Annotated in this window: 15 protein-coding genes; 5 read left to right on the forward strand and 10 right to left on the reverse strand. The window is 53.7% G+C overall.

The features are described 5' to 3' along the window. Positions 1 to 8 precede the first annotated feature (8 nt). From MUB23_RS19170 to MUB23_RS19210, 9 genes are all read right to left on the reverse strand, one after another. On the reverse strand, positions 9 to 1,337 hold the full coding sequence (locus tag MUB23_RS19170) for a CdaR family protein (protein ID WP_244802360.1): 1,329 nt from the start codon (positions 1,335 to 1,337) through the stop codon (positions 9 to 11). After that, positions 1,309 to 2,184, reverse strand: a complete 876-nt coding sequence (gene cdaA / locus MUB23_RS19175; protein WP_244802361.1) for a diadenylate cyclase CdaA — start codon at positions 2,182 to 2,184, stop codon at positions 1,309 to 1,311. The genes MUB23_RS19170 and cdaA overlap by 29 nt, the downstream gene beginning before the upstream one ends. A 27-nt stretch (positions 2,185 to 2,211) precedes the next feature. Next, entirely contained in the window at positions 2,212 to 3,213 is a 1,002-nt protein-coding gene (locus MUB23_RS19180; protein WP_244802362.1) for an ABC transporter permease, read from the reverse strand. 3 nt (positions 3,214 to 3,216) lie between these two features. Further along, positions 3,217 to 3,624 carry a hypothetical protein gene (locus tag MUB23_RS19185; RefSeq protein WP_244802363.1) on the reverse strand — a complete coding sequence of 136 codons (408 nt, stop codon included), beginning with the start codon at positions 3,622 to 3,624 and terminating at the stop codon, positions 3,217 to 3,219. Positions 3,625 to 4,215: 591 nt separating this feature from the next. Continuing rightward, positions 4,216 to 5,157, reverse strand: a complete 942-nt coding sequence (locus tag MUB23_RS19190; protein WP_244802364.1) for a biotin-dependent carboxyltransferase family protein — start codon at positions 5,155 to 5,157, stop codon at positions 4,216 to 4,218. After that, positions 5,157 to 5,888, reverse strand: coding sequence for a 5-oxoprolinase subunit PxpB (pxpB, locus tag MUB23_RS19195; protein WP_244802365.1), 732 nt, complete (start codon positions 5,886 to 5,888; stop codon positions 5,157 to 5,159). The genes MUB23_RS19190 and pxpB overlap by 1 nt, the downstream gene beginning before the upstream one ends. Then, positions 5,889 to 6,662, reverse strand: coding sequence for a LamB/YcsF family protein (locus MUB23_RS19200; protein WP_244802366.1), 774 nt, complete (start codon positions 6,660 to 6,662; stop codon positions 5,889 to 5,891). A 161-nt stretch (positions 6,663 to 6,823) separates the two neighbouring features. Continuing rightward, positions 6,824 to 7,468, reverse strand: a complete 645-nt coding sequence (locus tag MUB23_RS19205) for a pyroglutamyl-peptidase I family protein (protein WP_244802367.1) — start codon at positions 7,466 to 7,468, stop codon at positions 6,824 to 6,826. A gap of 55 nt (positions 7,469 to 7,523) precedes the next feature. After that, entirely contained in the window at positions 7,524 to 8,948 is a 1,425-nt protein-coding gene (locus MUB23_RS19210) for an MFS transporter (RefSeq protein ID WP_244802368.1), read from the reverse strand. A 504-nt stretch (positions 8,949 to 9,452) separates the two neighbouring features. On the opposite strand from MUB23_RS19210, the gene MUB23_RS19215 reads away from it, so the two are divergent. The 5 genes from MUB23_RS19215 (at position 9,453) to MUB23_RS19235 (ending at position 15,731) form a co-directional block, all read left to right on the forward strand. Beyond that, on the forward strand, positions 9,453 to 10,853 hold the full coding sequence (locus tag MUB23_RS19215; protein WP_244802369.1) for an aminopeptidase: 1,401 nt from the start codon (positions 9,453 to 9,455) through the stop codon (positions 10,851 to 10,853). Continuing rightward, positions 10,846 to 12,276, forward strand: a complete 1,431-nt coding sequence (locus MUB23_RS19220) for a Sapep family Mn(2+)-dependent dipeptidase (RefSeq protein ID WP_244802370.1) — start codon at positions 10,846 to 10,848, stop codon at positions 12,274 to 12,276. Before MUB23_RS19215 ends, MUB23_RS19220 begins: the two co-directional genes overlap by 8 nt. A gap of 70 nt (positions 12,277 to 12,346) precedes the next feature. Continuing rightward, on the forward strand, positions 12,347 to 14,080 hold the full coding sequence (locus tag MUB23_RS19225; RefSeq protein ID WP_244802371.1) for an N-acyl-D-amino-acid deacylase family protein: 1,734 nt from the start codon (positions 12,347 to 12,349) through the stop codon (positions 14,078 to 14,080). A gap of 40 nt (positions 14,081 to 14,120) precedes the next feature. Then, entirely contained in the window at positions 14,121 to 15,005 is an 885-nt protein-coding gene (locus MUB23_RS19230; RefSeq protein ID WP_244802372.1) for a YitT family protein, read from the forward strand. Positions 15,006 to 15,110: 105 nt separating this feature from the next. Further along, on the forward strand, positions 15,111 to 15,731 hold the full coding sequence (locus tag MUB23_RS19235; RefSeq protein ID WP_244802373.1) for a GntR family transcriptional regulator: 621 nt from the start codon (positions 15,111 to 15,113) through the stop codon (positions 15,729 to 15,731). A gap of 94 nt (positions 15,732 to 15,825) precedes the next feature. Here the strand turns inward: MUB23_RS19235 and hisC are convergent, their stop codons facing one another. Then, positions 15,826 to 16,917, reverse strand: coding sequence for a histidinol-phosphate transaminase (gene hisC / locus MUB23_RS19240; protein ID WP_244802374.1), 1,092 nt, complete (start codon positions 16,915 to 16,917; stop codon positions 15,826 to 15,828). Positions 16,918 to 16,933 lie beyond the last annotated feature (16 nt).

Here is a 16,933-nt window from a genome sequence, read left to right on the forward strand (position 1 = left end):
TCCCTATTCTACTGGGGCTCATTCCCCCCATCATTCTCCGGTTCTGAACTGCTTTCCGATGTTTCCCCGCTGACCGGTTCCGTGGCTGGCTCCACCAAACGGACCGTCACGGTCGGCTTCTCCACCAGTTCGAAGGCATCCGGCAGGCCGACATCCACCTGCACCGGATGGATCCCAGCTTCCACGCCGTCCAGGTCCACATGTCCTGTCAGGCCTTCCGCTTCCAGCTTCTTCAAGTCCTCCTCCAAGCCTCTTACCTTAACGGTAACTTCCTGCCCGACAAACTCTACGGTCAGACCGGCCCCAACGTTTTCAAGCTGTAGATCGGAAACATTGATCTGGAATTCACGCTCCTGCAGCGGCTCCACCTTCAGCGTAATGGTAATCTCATCTTTTTCCCCGTCCACCAAGGATACGCCTTCCGGCAGGTAATCCTTTATGAATACCGTTTTCGTCACATCACCCCTGGCCCCTGCCACATCGGCGATATCCGCCGGGATTTCAATCGTCACCTTGCCAAGGACCGATTTCAGTCCTGAAATCGCCGCCTTCTCCGGATTCACCTCATAGCCGGTGTACCGGTAACCGGACGCCACCTGATCGATTCCGCCGACCGAGACATTGATCGGTACGGATTTAATGTTCAGGATTTCCACCTTGGCATCCGCCTCTTCCGAGCTGATATGGAAATCTTCCTCCGCCAGATCACCAGTCGCCATCACATCGCCGTAGGCATCCAACAACTGGATGCTTGACCGGCTGTTGACCTCCTCTGAGATGCCGGATACATCCACATTCACCACGGCTTTTCGAATCTTATTGGCAAAGCTTGCCGGCGCCGTGATCGTAATCTCATTGGGTGACACGCTTGTCTCCCCGACCATATAGCCTTCCGCCGGTTCTCCGTTGGTCTGCACCGTCACCTTCTGCGTAACGGTTTTCAGCTCTTCCGCCTGAATCTCCAAGCTTTGAGTCATCTGGATATAATCAGTGCTGGACACTTTCCCGCTGGGGCAGGTTACCTTAACCGGCACCTGGCCTTCCTGATAGATATCGCTGAAATCCGCCACCGCCTTGAAGTCCGAAGCGCTTAGCCGGGAAGTCACCGACCGCCTCTGAGTCACCCGGACCGACATTTTTAGAGATCCTATCACTGTATAAGTCTTTCCCTGCTCCCGAAACAAATCGTCATTTGCTATTTCAATCGAAATATTGGGAATGGTCACCGTCTGGACCGGATCGTCCACATTGACCACTACCACCCAGATGATCGCAGCAAGAAGAACGGAAATCAGCTTGATCTGCCAGTTATTCGTGATCCATTTCTTTATTTTCATTCTGCCGGCGTCCTTTCTTCAAGATCCATCCGCGTTTCGAACCCGCCGCCTTTTTCTCCCGAATTGCATCCAGCGCCTCCATCAGCTGTTCCGGCGTCAAGTGGAGCTTGAGGTCGCCTCCGACCGCCAGAGATACATTCCCGCTCTCCTCCGATACAACAATCGTGACGCTGTCCGTATTCTCGCTGACTCCCAGAGCCGCCCGATGCCTGGTTCCCAGGTCCTTGCTGATGGACGAATTGCTGGAAAGCGGCAGATAGCAGGTGGCGGAAACCACCCGGTTTCCTTTGATGATCACCGCGCCGTCATGGAGCGGTGTATTGTGTTCAAAAATATTGATCAAAAGCTGACTGGTGACCACGGCGTCGACCTCGATCCCGGTCTTCTCATATTCCGTCAGAGGGATTGCACGGGCGATCACCATCAAAGCCCCCGTCCGGGCCTTTCCCAGGGCAAAAGAAGCCTTCACCAGTTCCTCCACCGTCTTTTCGTCAAATCCCCGGCTCTCGTCCTCCACAGGGGAGAAGAAGTTAATCAGCACATTATTTTTTCCCAGCTGTTCCAGGGCGCGCCGCAGTTCCTGCTGGAACACGACCACCACGGCCAGTACAATCACGCTCAGGGATTTCTGTGCAATGTAGAGAATTGTATTGAGCTGAAGAAATGCGGCCACGCCGAAAAAACCCAAAATCACAATGACGCCCCGCAGCAAAAACCAGGTTCTGGTATTTTTCACCCAGACCAGCAAATGATACAGTACGAATGCAATGATGAGTATCTCTAAAATATCGGTCGGTCCAACTGTCAGCCACTGAAGCTTGTTCAGAAAGCCTGTAATTCTCGCCATTTTTCGTCTCCCAAGCCACACAAAAGCTTATTCTTCTTCTTTTTCCATGGAATCCAGCATTTCCAAAGCCTCCTGGATCTCCTGATTGGAATCATCCTCCACTCTCGGATTAATTTCCTGCACTTTGACATCCGGCCGCGTCACCGTGATCTTCGGGATGGCCTTCACATAATAGACGTACTCGTCGTCCTCATATTGAATATATTCCGTCCGGCTGTAATCTACGGTCACAACCCAAAATAAAACCAAAAAAGCGAAAATAATGGATACCAGACTGCCTACGAATACATTCACATAGGGGATGCTGACATTCAGCATAAAGCCCCCGGCCAAAAAGATCAAAATATTGGCGATCCCGCCCACAGCAAGGGCGATATAAGGCGCATAGTCCGCTGACAGCTTCCGGATTCCGTAGACGAGCAGTGTCATAATACAGAAGGCCGCCGCTGTCAAAAACATCAAGGAATTATCTTTCAGGGCAGTCATCACCTGCGTAAAACGCTGCAGGGAATCTGCGCTGACCGTAGAATCTGCCAGGAAACCGGCATTTTTCTGAATACAAGTCAAGAAATAATAAGCAAATACACCGAATCCCGCCGGAATGAATGAGGTCGCCCCACCGATCAGGCCGAGGATCAGCGGTACCACATACGGGATTTTCAGTACAAAGGCCACCGGGATCAGCGCAATGACCAGGCTGTAGCCCGGCAGAAACAGATAGTGCACCATCGCGGCCAAGAACAAAAATGCACACGCCAGCACCGTGGCCTCCCAGGAGAGCGCAGACAAATGCCCCAGAAGAAACGCCGCCGACGCAAAGGTCATGGCCCCCCAGGGCAGAAGACAACAGATCAGCGGCACCAGCACGACGATCATCCATTTCGTCAGGAACTCCCGATAGCCGATCATGCTGTTCATTACCAAAAGGATCGACAGCATCGTTACAAATTTCAGGACCGGCAGGATATAAAGATCAAACCGTCCGTAAAACTCTTTCAGGCGCTGCCTGATTACTAAAACTTTATCCATCGCTTATTCCTTTCGCTCCTTCTCCTCTTTCCGGTACATCCGATACAGCTTTTTCAGATTGGACTGATAAGCCTTCACGTTTTCCCGCGCCTTCCAATACCGTGAGGTGTACACCAGCACACTCAAAAACACGGTCAAAAGGAGCAGCATTAAATACAAGATCAGAAAACTCTTCGCCAGGGCAAACAGCGCCGGAATCGAGTAATCCATCATCAAGGTATCGAGACGCCCCAGCGCCCAAAGTGCCAGCACCAGGGCATAAGAGAATGTCACTCCAATGACCGCCTTGATCGTCTGGAAGCTGACATAATCATCTCCATAAAAACAAACGGCCAGGAAGGTATCTCTCTTTTCCCTTTTCTGGGTCAGCGCTGTTTCCGTCATCAATTTGACTTTTTCTTCGTTTACCATTTTCGGGCTCCTATGAAATCATTCCTTTCGCTTTGCTACATGAAACATAGCTCCGCTGCTTTTGGTCTTTTGCTGATCGCCTTTCTACTCCCATCCGCCGCATTTTCCTCTCTGCCGGCGGACGGTCCGCCGCGCATACAGGAAACAAAGCGCTCCCCTGCGGCCTTGGTCTTATTTCACTTCACCGATGAGGCGCCGGGCAGAGTTTTTGGGAAAATAGCACTAGTCTATTTTAGTATATCACAGCCACGGAAAATTTTCGAGACAAACTTCTATGAATATTTCGATAATTTCCTTAAGATTTGATGATGTTGCACCAACAGGGGCAGAGCGCAGCAGGACAACAAAGGCACTCCTCCCATTCCTGGTTCGGAGTGCCTCATTTTTCTTTGGTCGTCTGACAATCCGGAGATCGGAACTGCCAAGCTGTGGTATTGATCGATTCAAACTTACAGTCTTCCACTCATAGTCACAGCCGGCGGCCGGAAACTTTTCCACATGAAATCTGTTTTAGTATAACATACGCATGGGAAAGATGCAAGGTATGGTTTTTGCGTCTGCCACGTCTCCTCCGGCCGGTTGACAGTACGGTCAGATCTGATGCGATACTCGCAGGCTCCGATACCATTCCCGCTCCTTCCGGTAACATTCCTGCGCTTCCTCGACGGACACCGCCTGAAAACGAACCGCATCCCCCGCCTTTTTCTGAGCGATAAGAGGAAGATCCGCGGTAATGACATTGGCGATCTTGGGATACCCTCCCGTGGTCTGCCGGTCGGACAGCAGTACGATGGGCTGACCATTCGCTGGAACCTGGATGGCGCCGAAGCTGATGCCGTCGGAAAGAATATTGGAGTCCCCCACCGCTTCAATCACCGGCCCCCTAAGACGGCATCCCATGCGGTCCGAGTCCGGCGCCACGGTATAGCACTCACTCAGGAATGTCTGGATTCCCCTTTTGGTAAACCGATCCGCCTGAGGCCCCAGCACCACGCGCACCGTACTCTCCTTTAAAAAGTGCTCAGGCGTCAGCCTTCTCTGTTCCATGTCCGGCAGGACCGGCAGAGGATGACGGAAAAGGATTTCGTCATGTTTTTGCAGCGCTCTCCCATACCAGCCGCCGATCCCTCCGCGCAGATAGGTGGAACGGCTTCCCATCACCAGCGGAACCCGAAGTCCTCCGGCAAAGGCCAAATAGGCGCGGCATCCGCTCGCTGCCATGGCAAAATGCAAAACCTGCCCGGCCCGGACCGCCACCGCCTGATATCTGGGAACAGGTTTTCCGTCCAGAGTCGGGAAAAAATCGCCCCCGGCAATGGCAATCACATTGGGAAGGCCGAATAAAATTTTCGGACCGAGGAGAGTCATCTCCAGCACTGCTTCCCCCTCCTCGTTCCCTAAAAGAAGATTGGCGCACGCCGCAGAACGGGGATCCGTCACGCCGGACACCGGCACACCGAATGCCTGATAGCCGGTACGCCCTCCGTCCTGCACCGTGGTGAGCGCCCCTGGTTCCAAAATATGAATTCCCATCAGAACACTTCCTCCCATGTCCGGCAGTGATATCTACCGTTTCTCTCCTCCTCTTCAATCTCTCGGTAAGTCTCCGCGTCGATGACCGCAAAGCGGACAACTTGTCCGGCCATCAGCAAAAACGGCTGTTCCCGCTCCGGCGCGAAGAGGCGGACCGGCGTTCTCCCCACAAGCCGATGCCCTCCGGGGGAGCGGATGGCGTAGAGAAAGGCCTGGTTGCCGGCAATACTGACGGAACCAGCCGGAATTTCCACACGGGGAGTGTCCAGACGAGGCGTATGCAGTTCTTTCGCGAGACCTCCGAGGTAGGCGCTTCCCGGTGTAAATCCCATCATATAGATCCGGTAATCGCTTCCGGTATGCAGACGGATTGCCTCCTCCACGGTCAGATGATGGTAACGGGCCACGTATTCCAAATCCGGCCCTGCGGTTCCTCCATACAGCACAGGAAGCTCCACGATCTGCCGCCGTCTTTCCTTTCGTATTTCCAGCCGCCCCATCCGCTGCCTCAATTGGTCCAGCAGCTTTGAATATCCGATTCGGTTCGGCCGGTAATGAACTGTCAGGGAGCAATAGGCTGGGACAAGTTCCGACACACCTTCGATCGGCTCCGCACGGAGCAATTCCGAAAGAGCCCGCACCTTTTGATTGACCGCCTCGCTGATGCAATCGCCGAACACAACTGTCAACGCGCAGTCCCCGGCGATCCGATATTCTATCCTTCTTTCCATCTATGCCTCCACAATCTCCGACAATTTTTTTACCTGGATTTTTTGCTCCTTAAAGGCTCTGCGAAGCGCTCTTACCAATGCCACAGCGGAAGGGTTATCTCCATGGACACAGAGAGAATCCACGGAAAACTCCAATTCTTTGCCGGAAAGGGCGGACAGCTTTCCGGTCTGAATCAACCGGACCGCCCGGTCAATGACCTCCTCTTGTTCCTCAAGAACCGCGCCTTCCCGGCTGCGGGGCGCCAGCGTGCCGTCGTCCAGAAAACCACGGTCAATGGGAATTTCAGCCGCCACCCTCAGCCCGGCTTTTCTGCCGGCTTTCACCAGGCAGCTGCCGGAAAGACCCAGCAGGATCAAAGACGGGTTCACAGAGGCGACCCCTTCGGCGATGGCTTCCGCCAGCCTCATGTCCTGAACTGCCATGTTGTAAAGAGCTCCATGGGGTTTCACATGCTGCAAAGGCACGCCATTGGCTTTCGCCATAGCCGTAAGGGCTCCGATCTGATAAATCACATACTGCCTGGCCTCGTCCAAAGACACATTCAGATTCCGACGTCCGAATCCCATTAAATCCGGAAATCCCGGATGAGCACCGACGGCTGCCCCTTCCTTCTTTGCCAGACGGATGGTTCTCTCCATCACGTCGGGGCTCCCGGCATGATATCCACAAGCCACGTTGGCTGAGGTAATCTTTGCAATCACATCGGCATCCATCCCGATCTGGTAAGCGCCGAAGCTCTCTCCCAGATCACTATTGAGATCAACCTGAAACATCGCTCTTCTTCCTCTCCCTCTAAAATTTTATTTCGTTATGACAGACGCCGGACAGTTTTCCCAAACCCGCCCGGCGTCTAAAGATCTCTGATCCGGCTCCTGTGAGCCTTCTTTTCTTCTCATATAGGGTGATGTCTGCGCAAGCAGCGATCGCCCTTTTATCACAGAGATTCCCGGTACTCGTCCAGGCTTCTCACCGGCAGTGTCAGCGTCCTTCCAATCTCCTCCAGGCAGAAGACCAGCGCACGGGCACACTCCTGAGGGGTCATCGTATTTTCCCTGGTCCCGTCCGGAACCATGGGAAGATGAAGGAACCCCGCCTGAAGACCCGGATACCGGGTGGCTGCAAAATGCAGGGCAGCGTACAGGACACAATTACACTGATTTTGTCCCGCGCTGAAGCTGTAGCGGACCGGAATCCCTTCTTTTTTCAGGCGTTGATGCACGGCCTCGTAGGGAAAGCTGCTGAAATAAGCCGCGGGACCTCCGGCAAAGATCGGCTGCTCCCGCAAGTCCACCTCAAAATCCCCGTCCGGACCGGAGGCCAAATTGAGACCCACCCGCTCGATCAACAGCGGGGGAACCGGATAGCCCTGCCCCGTTCCCAGCCACACGTCCGGCTTTGTCTCCGCAAGCGCCTTTTCCAGCTCATCGACACAGCCGAACCACTTTACCGGAAGAATCCTCGTCTCGATCCGGCAGCCGGAGACTTCCTTCGGCAAAAGACGAACTGCCTCCCCCGAAGAATTTTTCTCCTGCCCTAAAAACGGCTGAAAGCCAGTCACCAAGATCGTCGGTTTCTTCATGTTATCCTGCCTCCTTCCCGCCCCAAATACCTGGGGAATTGTACTGCGTTATCAATCAGTTTCCAACAGACGCCTCCCTGGCATCGATTTCCGCCTGCATCTGAGGGAGCTTCTTTTCATACCGCCATACCACGTAGGCGGAAATCGCTCCGATGATCAGACAGATACAGGGAATCAGAGAGTTTTCCATGCGGAACAGGGTCATCACGGACGCGCTCTGACTCTGGGCCTGGGGCACATAATTCACCATGCTGAGCAGGAAAGCGGCAACAGGACCGCCGGCTGCGATTCCAAGCTTGGCTGCTGTGGTGAACCCAGACATCAAAATCGCATCGTTGTCCACGCCGGTTTTCCATTTTCCGTACACGCGGGAATCAAACATACAAAGCAGAACCGTCGCACCGATCAAACCGCCGCCGAAACTGGAGATTCCCCAGCTGGCAATCATCAAAGCCCGGAACTGGTCCGCAAAGATAAAACGTGCCAGATAGCCGCAGGAAGAAAGAATGCAGCCCAGCATGGCGGTTCCGCCGTTGCCCAGTTTTTTGATAAAAAGCGGAAGCAGCAGGACGCCCACCACAGATGCCGGCGTCGTAATCGTAGAGTAAAGAGAGACCAGATTCACATCCCTCAGATTATACATATAATACTGTACCATGGAGGACTGCATAATGGATTCGCCGATGGCGTAAGTGGCATACATCACCACGCAGAGGAGCCAAACCTTGTTGCTGATCGCCGCGCGAACCACGGTAAGGATCGGTGTTTTTTTCTTCTTGTGCTCCTGAACTTGATTTGTCCCCTTTTCCTCTACCTCCAGATGCTCCAAAGGCTCATAGCCCTTGGTTACCGCATAAGCGGTCAGGAACATGACGGCGTACAGCACGCCATAGATGATGGCCACATAGGACAGGCCGATCCGTACATTGTTGGCGCCCAGAAGGTTGGCCAGCGGAAGAGAAACCGCCATGGCAAGGTAAGAACCGGCCACGGAAAAGATGGTGTTCAGCTGGTTGATTTTACTTCTCTCCACTTTATTGCTGGTAATCCGGCCCAACAGCGCATTGGCGGGAATGTTGTTGGCCGTGCAGCCCATGGCGTATCCGATATAGGTGACGGCAATCCAAAAGATCTGTCCGGCAGAACTGATGTTTGGCACACAAAACATCAAAGCCAGCAGCAGGCCGCTGGGCACGGAAAAATATTTCAGCCAGAACCGGCACTTTCCTTCTTTTGATTCGGTCCGGTCCACCATGGCGCCCATCATAGGGTCGTTAACGATATCCCAGATCTTTGAAATCAGAAAGATCGCGCTGACAATTTTCCCGTCAATCCCCATCAGATCGGTATAGTAATAGACCCCATAGACCGTGAGAAACGTGCTGGACATCATACGGGCAAATCCGTTCATCGAAAAACAGATCTTCACCCACATCGGAATCTTTATATCTCTTATCTTTGTTAGTACGTGATCGCTCATATTTTTCTTTTCTATGCGACGCCTAAAGGAGGCGTGCATACGCTCTTCCTTTCTTTATTTTGCAGGGCTATCCGGTATCATTTTTCGTATATCTCCAGTCTACTGGACGGCAGGATGCGCGTCAACTCTCCTGATCTCTTTCTATGTACATCGATGCCGTCTGCCAAAGACCTTCTCAATCTCCCTCTCTGAAACACCTGAAAGATCCCGGCGGACTTCTCATAAAATCACCTCTTTCTTCCCTCAGTCTTTTGCTTTTGGTTGTGCTTTTGGTTTTTAGTATTTGTTATCACATTTATCTATGTATACATTAATTTCGGTAAAATTAAGCACATATATCATGAATACTTTAATGTATACGTGCTTAAGGAAAGCATATCATACTTTTTTTCTATTTACAAGTATTTTTTTTGAATTTTTTCTCTTGCAACCTCCGGGTCCTCGTGGTATAATCAATTCATTCTTGTATACATTAATAAATATATTATGACATAAGGAGATAAAATGAACCAGAAAACAACGGCCTGGCATACATATCAAGAAAAGAATTGGCAGGAATTGGAGCAGCTTAGCGAATCCTACCGCCGTTATCTGGATGCCGGAAAGACCGAACGGGAATGTATCGCAGAGTCAATCCGATTGGCGGAAGAGGCCGGTTTCCGTCCACTGGGTCCCGGCGCAGGACCCGGGGATCGGGTTTATGTCCAATACATGGGAAAAACCGCTGCTTTTTTCCATTTGGGAACAGAGCCTCTGGCCCAAGGGCTCAATATTCTCGGAGCTCATGTGGATTCGCCCCGGCTGGATGTAAAGGGAAATCCGCTGTACGAGGACGGCGGTCTGGCCTATCTCGATTTGCATTACTATGGAGGAATCAAAAAATACCAGTGGACCGCGATTCCCATGGCCCTGCACGGCGTTGTGATAAAAAAAGACGGAACCTCTTTTTCTTTATCTGTCGGGGAAGAGGATTCGGATCCCGTATTCACGATCACCGATCTGCTGCCGCATCTGGCCGCCAAGCAGGCGGAGAAAAAAGCAGACGTAGTGGTGGAGGGGGAAGCCCTGGATCTATTGGCCGGAACGATTCCTGTATCCGATTGTGAGAAGGACGTAGTATGCGCGGCGATCATGCGGATCCTCAAGGATACTTACGGCATGGAAGCAGATGATTTTCTCTCGGCCGAACTGGAAGTGGTTCCGGCCGGCCGCAGCCGGGAAGCCGGGTTCGACCGCAGCATGCTGCTCGCCTATGGACACGATGACCGCTCCTGCGCCTATACTTCCCTTCACGCCTTATTCCAGACGGAAAGCCCTCGCCGCACCTCCTGCTGTTTTCTCAGCGATAAGGAAGAAATCGGAAGCGTTGGAGCTTCCGGCGCACAATCAAATTTTTTCCCATTGGCGGTGGCGGAGCTATTAAAATCCGCCGGAGAGTTCTCCGAGTGGAATCTGCTTTTCTGCCTGCGCAACAGCGTGATGCTCAGCGCCGACGTGACGGCTGCCTATGACCCTTTGTATGCCGACGTATACGAAAAACGAACGGCTGCTTATTTAGGCCGTGGAGTCGCATTTTGCAAATATACCGGATCCCGCGGCAAATCCGGCGCCAACGACGCCGAACCGGAGCTGATCGCACAACTTCGGCGTATCCTGGATCAGGCGGATGTAAGCTATCAATTCACGGAACTGGGACGGGTGGACGCCGGTGGCGGCGGCACCATCGCCATGTATTTTTCCCGTTATGGTATGCAGGTGATCGACTGCGGAATTCCGGTCCTCAGCATGCACGCTCCCTGGGAGCTGATCAGCAAGGCGGATCTATATGAAGCCCACCGGTGTTTTTTGTCTTTCCTGAAAGATGCAGTTCCCATCGGATCCATCAGGAGGTATCTTAATGTATAAGAAGGAAATCCAAGCCTATTTTCAAACTCGCCAGGAAGATTTGATTCAGGATGCGTGCCGCCTGATCCGCGTTAAAAGCGTCAAAGGTCCCGCCCTTTCCGGAAAACCCTTCGGCCCCGGCCCTGCCGAAGCGCTGGCCGAGGCACTGGACATAGCTGCGGAAATGGGGTTTCAGACAAAAAATTATGACAATTACGCCGGAGCCGTTGATTTCAATGATAAGGAAAAACAGTTGGATATCCTGGCCCACCTGGACGTGGTTCCCGCCGGGGAGGATTGGACGAAAACAACTCCCTATCAGCCTGTCGTGATAGACGGCAGGTTGTACGGACGCGGAGCCTCCGATGATAAAGGCCCGGCTGTGGCGGCCCTTCATGCCATGAAAGCAATAAAAGATCTGAAAATCCCCCTGAAAAAGAACGTAAGACTGATTCTGGGCACCGATGAGGAAAGCGGCTGCGAGGACATCCGACATTACTATCAGCAGGAGGCGGAAGCTCCCATGACCTTCACCCCGGACGCCTCTTTCCCCGTGATCAATGTGGAAAAAGGCGGCCTCCAAGGCTGCTTTACGGGAAAACTGGAAGAAGGAGCCGCTTTGCCGCGGGTGCGAAAACTGGACGCAGGCCTTCGCGGCAACATCATTCCGGATTCAGCGAGTGCTCTTCTGGAAGGATTTCCAAGAGAGGAGGTTTTATGGCTTGCAAAGCGGACGGCTGAAAAAACCGGGGCTTCTTTTCAGGTAAAGGACGCGGATGCGCCGGGCGGCACAGGAAAGGGGAACGGATTCCTGACCGTGACGGTCACAGGCAGGAGCTCCCACTCCTCCCTCCCCACGGACGGAATCAATGCTCTGACGGCCCTCTTAGAGTTAATCTCCCGGCTTCCCGCCGCCGATTCCATGGGATTTCGGACCCTTTGCGCCATCCAGAGCCTATTCCCTCACGGCGACTGGAAGGGAGTGGCAGCCCATGTCGCCATGTCAGATCCCATCTCCGGGGATCTGACCCTCTGCTGCAATGTTTTGCACTATGAACCCGACTGTTTGACCGGTTCCTTTGACTGCCGGTCGCCGGTCTGCGCCACCAAAGAGCTGGTTCAGGACGTGCTGCTCCGGCAGCTAGAAGCCATCGGCCTTTCTGTATCCGGAGCCTTTCAGTATCCGGCCCACCACATTCCGGAGGACGCCCCCTTTGTCCGGACGCTGATGAAGTGCTACCGGGAATATACCGGCCGGGATAATAAACCCATGGCAATCGGCGGCGGAAGCTATGTACACGGTTTCAAAAACGGCGTCGCCTTCGGCTGCTCTTTTCCGGGCACGGACAACCGGATGCACGGAGCCGACGAATTTGCCGTGGTGGAAGAATTGGTGGTCAGCGCAATGATTTTTGCCCAGGTCATTGTGGATCTCTGCGGCTGAAGCCCGTGGAACATGCGATCTCTAAGAAAAGCAAACCACTACAAAGCCTATGATTAGAAGGAGACCTCCTATGTTTGATCTTTTGATTCAAAACGCACGCATCTACGATGGGAGCGGAAAACCTCCCTTCCCCGGCGACATTGGTGTAACCGGCGGAATCATTTCGCAGATCGGCCCCTCCCTTCCCAGTCCAGCGAGACGGACCATCGACGCTGCCGGGCGGTGCGTCACTCCCGGCTTCATCGACATGCACTCCCACGCCGACCTGAGCATCGTCCAATATCCCGATGCCGAGAGCCTCCTAGGACAGGGCATCACCACGGTTTTCTGCGGACATTGCGGCATGGGAATGGCGCCGGTGGGGCCGTACTGGAAGAGCCAGAACGACGACCTTTTTGCCATGGACGATATTCTGCCCTTTGCCTCCGTCTCCTCCTATCCCGGCATGACGCCGGCCTGTGAGACGGAAAAGCTCCGCCCCGCCTACCGAAAGCGGTTCGGCGTGGAGATGGACTGGACTACCTTCCGCAGTTATCAGGAAAAGCTGACCCGGATGGGAGTGGGCGTCAATCTGGCCATGGAGGTCGGCCTCCAGCAGATCCGCCAGCAGACGCTGGGGCTTACCTGTAACCGCCCCGCCGACAGGCAGGAAATTCTTCGCATGGAAGAGCTGGTTCAGGAGGCCATGGAGGCCGGTGCCTTCGGACTTTCCATCGGCTATGACTACACGCCCGACATGTATGCCGGTGAGGAAGAGCTTCTTCGCCTGGCTGCCTTAGTCAAGCAATACGACGGCATTGTCAGTGCCCACACGAGAAACGGAAAATCCGGCTGTCCTGACTGGCAGGGGATCGATGGCATCCGGGAGTTCCTTGCGCTTGGACAAAAGACCGGCGTCCGGGTCCACATCAGCCATATTCAGCCCGGTTTCCGCGCCCCTCTTTTGGATCAGTCTCTCCAGGATGAAAGCGCCCGCCGAACCTTGGAGGTGCTGGACGAGTACCGAAATCAGGGAGTCCGTGTTACCTGGGACGCGCTCCATCCGGATGCCTCCTCCATCTACTATTTTCCGGAGCTGTGCAGCTTTTTGACCTATTACATCATGGAGTGCGGCGGAAAAAGCCGTTTCCGGGAAAAGCTGACGGAGCCCTCCTACCGGTCTTTTCTGGCCGGGCAGATTCGCCAGGGAAATCATATCCTCTTTCCCCGGTTCCCCAAGGACCGTCCCATCACCCGATGCCAGAATCCGCAGGCGCTGGGAAAGACGGTGGAGAACCTGGCCGAGGACTCCGGGTGCTCTCCGGAGGAGCAGGTACTGCAAATTATCATGAAAGATATGGATACCTGCATCCGCCCCCTTCGCGCCTTTGAGCAGGCGCCCGGCAGTGAATTATTCTGGCGCCGGGAGGATGCGGTCATTGGAACGGACAACTGCGCGTTTCCCTACGACTATGAAGGACGCCCCAAGGACCTTCCCGCTTTCCGCAGCACGCCGGAAGCCTACGGAGGCATTGTCCACTTTCTAAAAAGGAGCCAGGACCTTCCGATGGAACAGACCATTCGGAAACTGACCGGAAATGCCGCCGCTCTGCTTGGGCTTAGAGACCGCGGCCTTTTAAAGCCTGGCTTTTGCGCCGATCTGGTCATGTTGGACCCGGAACGGCTGGATCCTTGCTACGGGGAGATCGACCCTCGCCAGAAGCCCGCGGGACTTGATTACGTCATCGTCAACGGGAAAATCGCCGTGGACCATCAAGTCCACACCCATGTCCGAAGCGGCCGGATCCTCTCCCGCCCCGCCTGAAAATGGGAGGGGAAATACATGGAATAGAAAGGAACGCGATATGAACGCCTGGAAAACCTGCAAGGAGTTTTTCATCATCACCTTGGGAACTGCCATCATCGCCGTGGCCGTCTATTTTTTCATGATGCCAAGCCACATGTCTTTGGGGAGCGTGGCCGGACTATCGATTGTCCTTCAAAACTTCCTTCCCCTCAAGGTGTCCGCCATTGCCATGATCGTCAACGCCAGCCTTTTGGTTTTGGGCTTTCTCCTGGTGGGCAGGGAATTTGGTGTGAAAACGGTCTACACCTCCCTGCTCCTGCCCGCCATGCTAAGTCTGCTGGAGCTTCTCTTTCCGGGGAACCCTTCCCTGACGAAGGACGCTTTCACCGATATGATCTGCTATCTATTCGTGGTCAGTCTGGGGCAGTCCATCCTCTTTGCCTCCAACGCTTCCTCCGGTGGACTGGATATCGTAGGGAAACTAATGAACCGGTACCTCCACATGGACATCGGCCGTTCCATCTCCATAGCCGGAATGTGCATCGCCGTTTCTTCGGCTTTGGTCTATGACTCGAAAACCGTGGTGCTCAGTATCCTGGGCACTTACCTGAACGGAATCGTGCTGGACTATTTTATCTTTGGTTCCACCATCAAGAGGCGGGTGTGCATTCTTTCCCGGAAACAGGAGGAGATCCTGAATTTTATTCTGAACCGGCTGCACAGCGGAGCCACGGTCTATGAGGCCATCGGTGCTTACGATCGCCGGATTCAGCAAGAGATCGTGGCCATCGTGGACAAGTCCGAATATCACCAGCTGATGAATTATCTGTCGCAGGCGGACCCGGATGCCTTTGTCACGGTCTACCATGTGAACCACATCATCTATAAACCCAAGCCGCACCCGGCCAAGCCCCCGAAAGGGCGGAGGAAACCGCTTGCATGAACCAGTTTTCTCCGCTATAATAAACACATGTAAAAATATTTTTATGTATCGATTACAGTGGAAGCCTATGACAAAAACCTCATCCTACACAGAAAGGGATCGATTATGAGCGACCTGACGGAACAAGTTTATCAGAAATTCAAACAGGATTTAATGGACGATAAATATCCACTGAACGAGCTGATTATCGAACAGACACTGGTGGATCGATATGGCGCCAGCAGAACTCCTGTGCGGGACGCCGCCACCCGGCTGGTCCATGAGGGATATTTGAAAAAGTATCCGAAAAAGGGGTATACCATCCGCTGCAACAATGAGAAGGAAATCAAAGAAATGGTGGAATGCCGGTGTATCCTGGAATGTGGAATCATTGACCGGATCGCTGAAAATGCTTCGGATGAGGAAATCCGGGGATTGCTGGACTACATGAAACACAAAGAGAATTTTCCCGGAACACTTATCAAGCGGAGTCTGGCCTTCCATCTGAACATGGCCCGGCTGACCGGAAATGATCATCTCTATCAGATGCTGGAGAATCTGCTGTTCATGCTGATCCGCCCCTCGGCCGTCAGTCAGCGGCTGACCCTCCGCGATTACGAATCCAAGGCCAGTGCGCAAAATTACAGTGATTCGGAACATGAGGAAATCGTAGCCGCTCTGCTGGAACGGGATGCCGAGAAGGCAAAGAAGATTCTCTTGCAGGATATCACCCGGATATTGCAGTGATTGGCACTCCACATGAAAAGGCACGCGGGATCCCTTCTCAGAACCCCTGCGTGCCTTTTTTAAAAACAACCTTCACCGTCTTCTATTCCTTCTGCTATTTCTCCTCTTCTGCAATTTTCCGGCAAGCCTCCGCCAGCCGCCTGTTGTCTTCCTTCGTGCCGACAGTGATGCGGGGATATCGGAAATTTCCGCGGATGACGATGCCCTGGGCGGCCAGCCGGTCAGCCAGCTCAGCGGAAGGCATGTGGGCGTCCACAAAAAGGAAATTGGTCTGGGATGGGTAGACCTTCCAGCCCAGAGCCTCAAATTCCCGGCGGAGATAGCGGCGTCCCTCTGAAATGCCATCTCTCACCATCTGCAAATATTCCTGGTCGTCAAAAGCGGCGCAGGCTGCTTCGACGGCTGGCGTCGCCACCGCAAAGGATGTGACAGTGGAATTGATGCAGTCAGAGATCTCCCGGCGGGCGATGGAGTAACCGACCCGCATGGCTCCCAGTCCATAGATCTTGGAAAAGGTTCTCAGAATAATCAGATTGTGATCTCTCACCAGGGGAAGCATGGTGCGGACCGAGGGATCGTCTGCAAATTCTATGTAAGCTTCATCCACAATCGCCACCACATGTTCCGGCAGCCGGCGGATGAATGCCTCCAGTTCGTCTCCGTTCACCGGGACCCCGGTGGGATTGTTGGGATTGCAGACCCATACCAGCTTCGTCCGGTCCGTGACCGCCTCGTACATCCGATCCAAATCCAACTCATAGGTATCCTCCGGGAGGTCCACCACCACAGGCGTCCCCTGGTTGAAGACCGCCTTATCCCGGTATTCGGAAAATGTAGGATTGGCAACCACAACCTCATCCCCCGGACACACAAAAATGCGGGAAATCACGCCCATGATGTCGGCGGAACCGTTGGCGATGGCCACCTCCTCGATAGTAAAGCCGTACCGGTCCGCCAGCTTCTGTTTCAGCTTCAAATTCACCGGGTCCGGGTAGCGGTGGGCCTGAACCGCCGCCTCCACAATGGCCTCCACCGCCTTAGGGGAAGGGCCGTAAGCATTCTCATTGGATCCCAGGGCCAGGATGTCTCCTGTACCGCTCTCTTTTTGGGTCTGCTCAATGGACCTACCAAAGATATAAGTGGGCTTCGTATGGATCCCATATCCGATTAATGATTCAACTGACATTTTTTCTCCTTTCCGG

This window comes from Cuneatibacter sp. NSJ-177 (assembly GCF_022867805.1).
In the GTDB taxonomy this organism is placed as follows: Bacteria; Bacillota; Clostridia; order Lachnospirales; family Lachnospiraceae; genus Pseudolachnospira.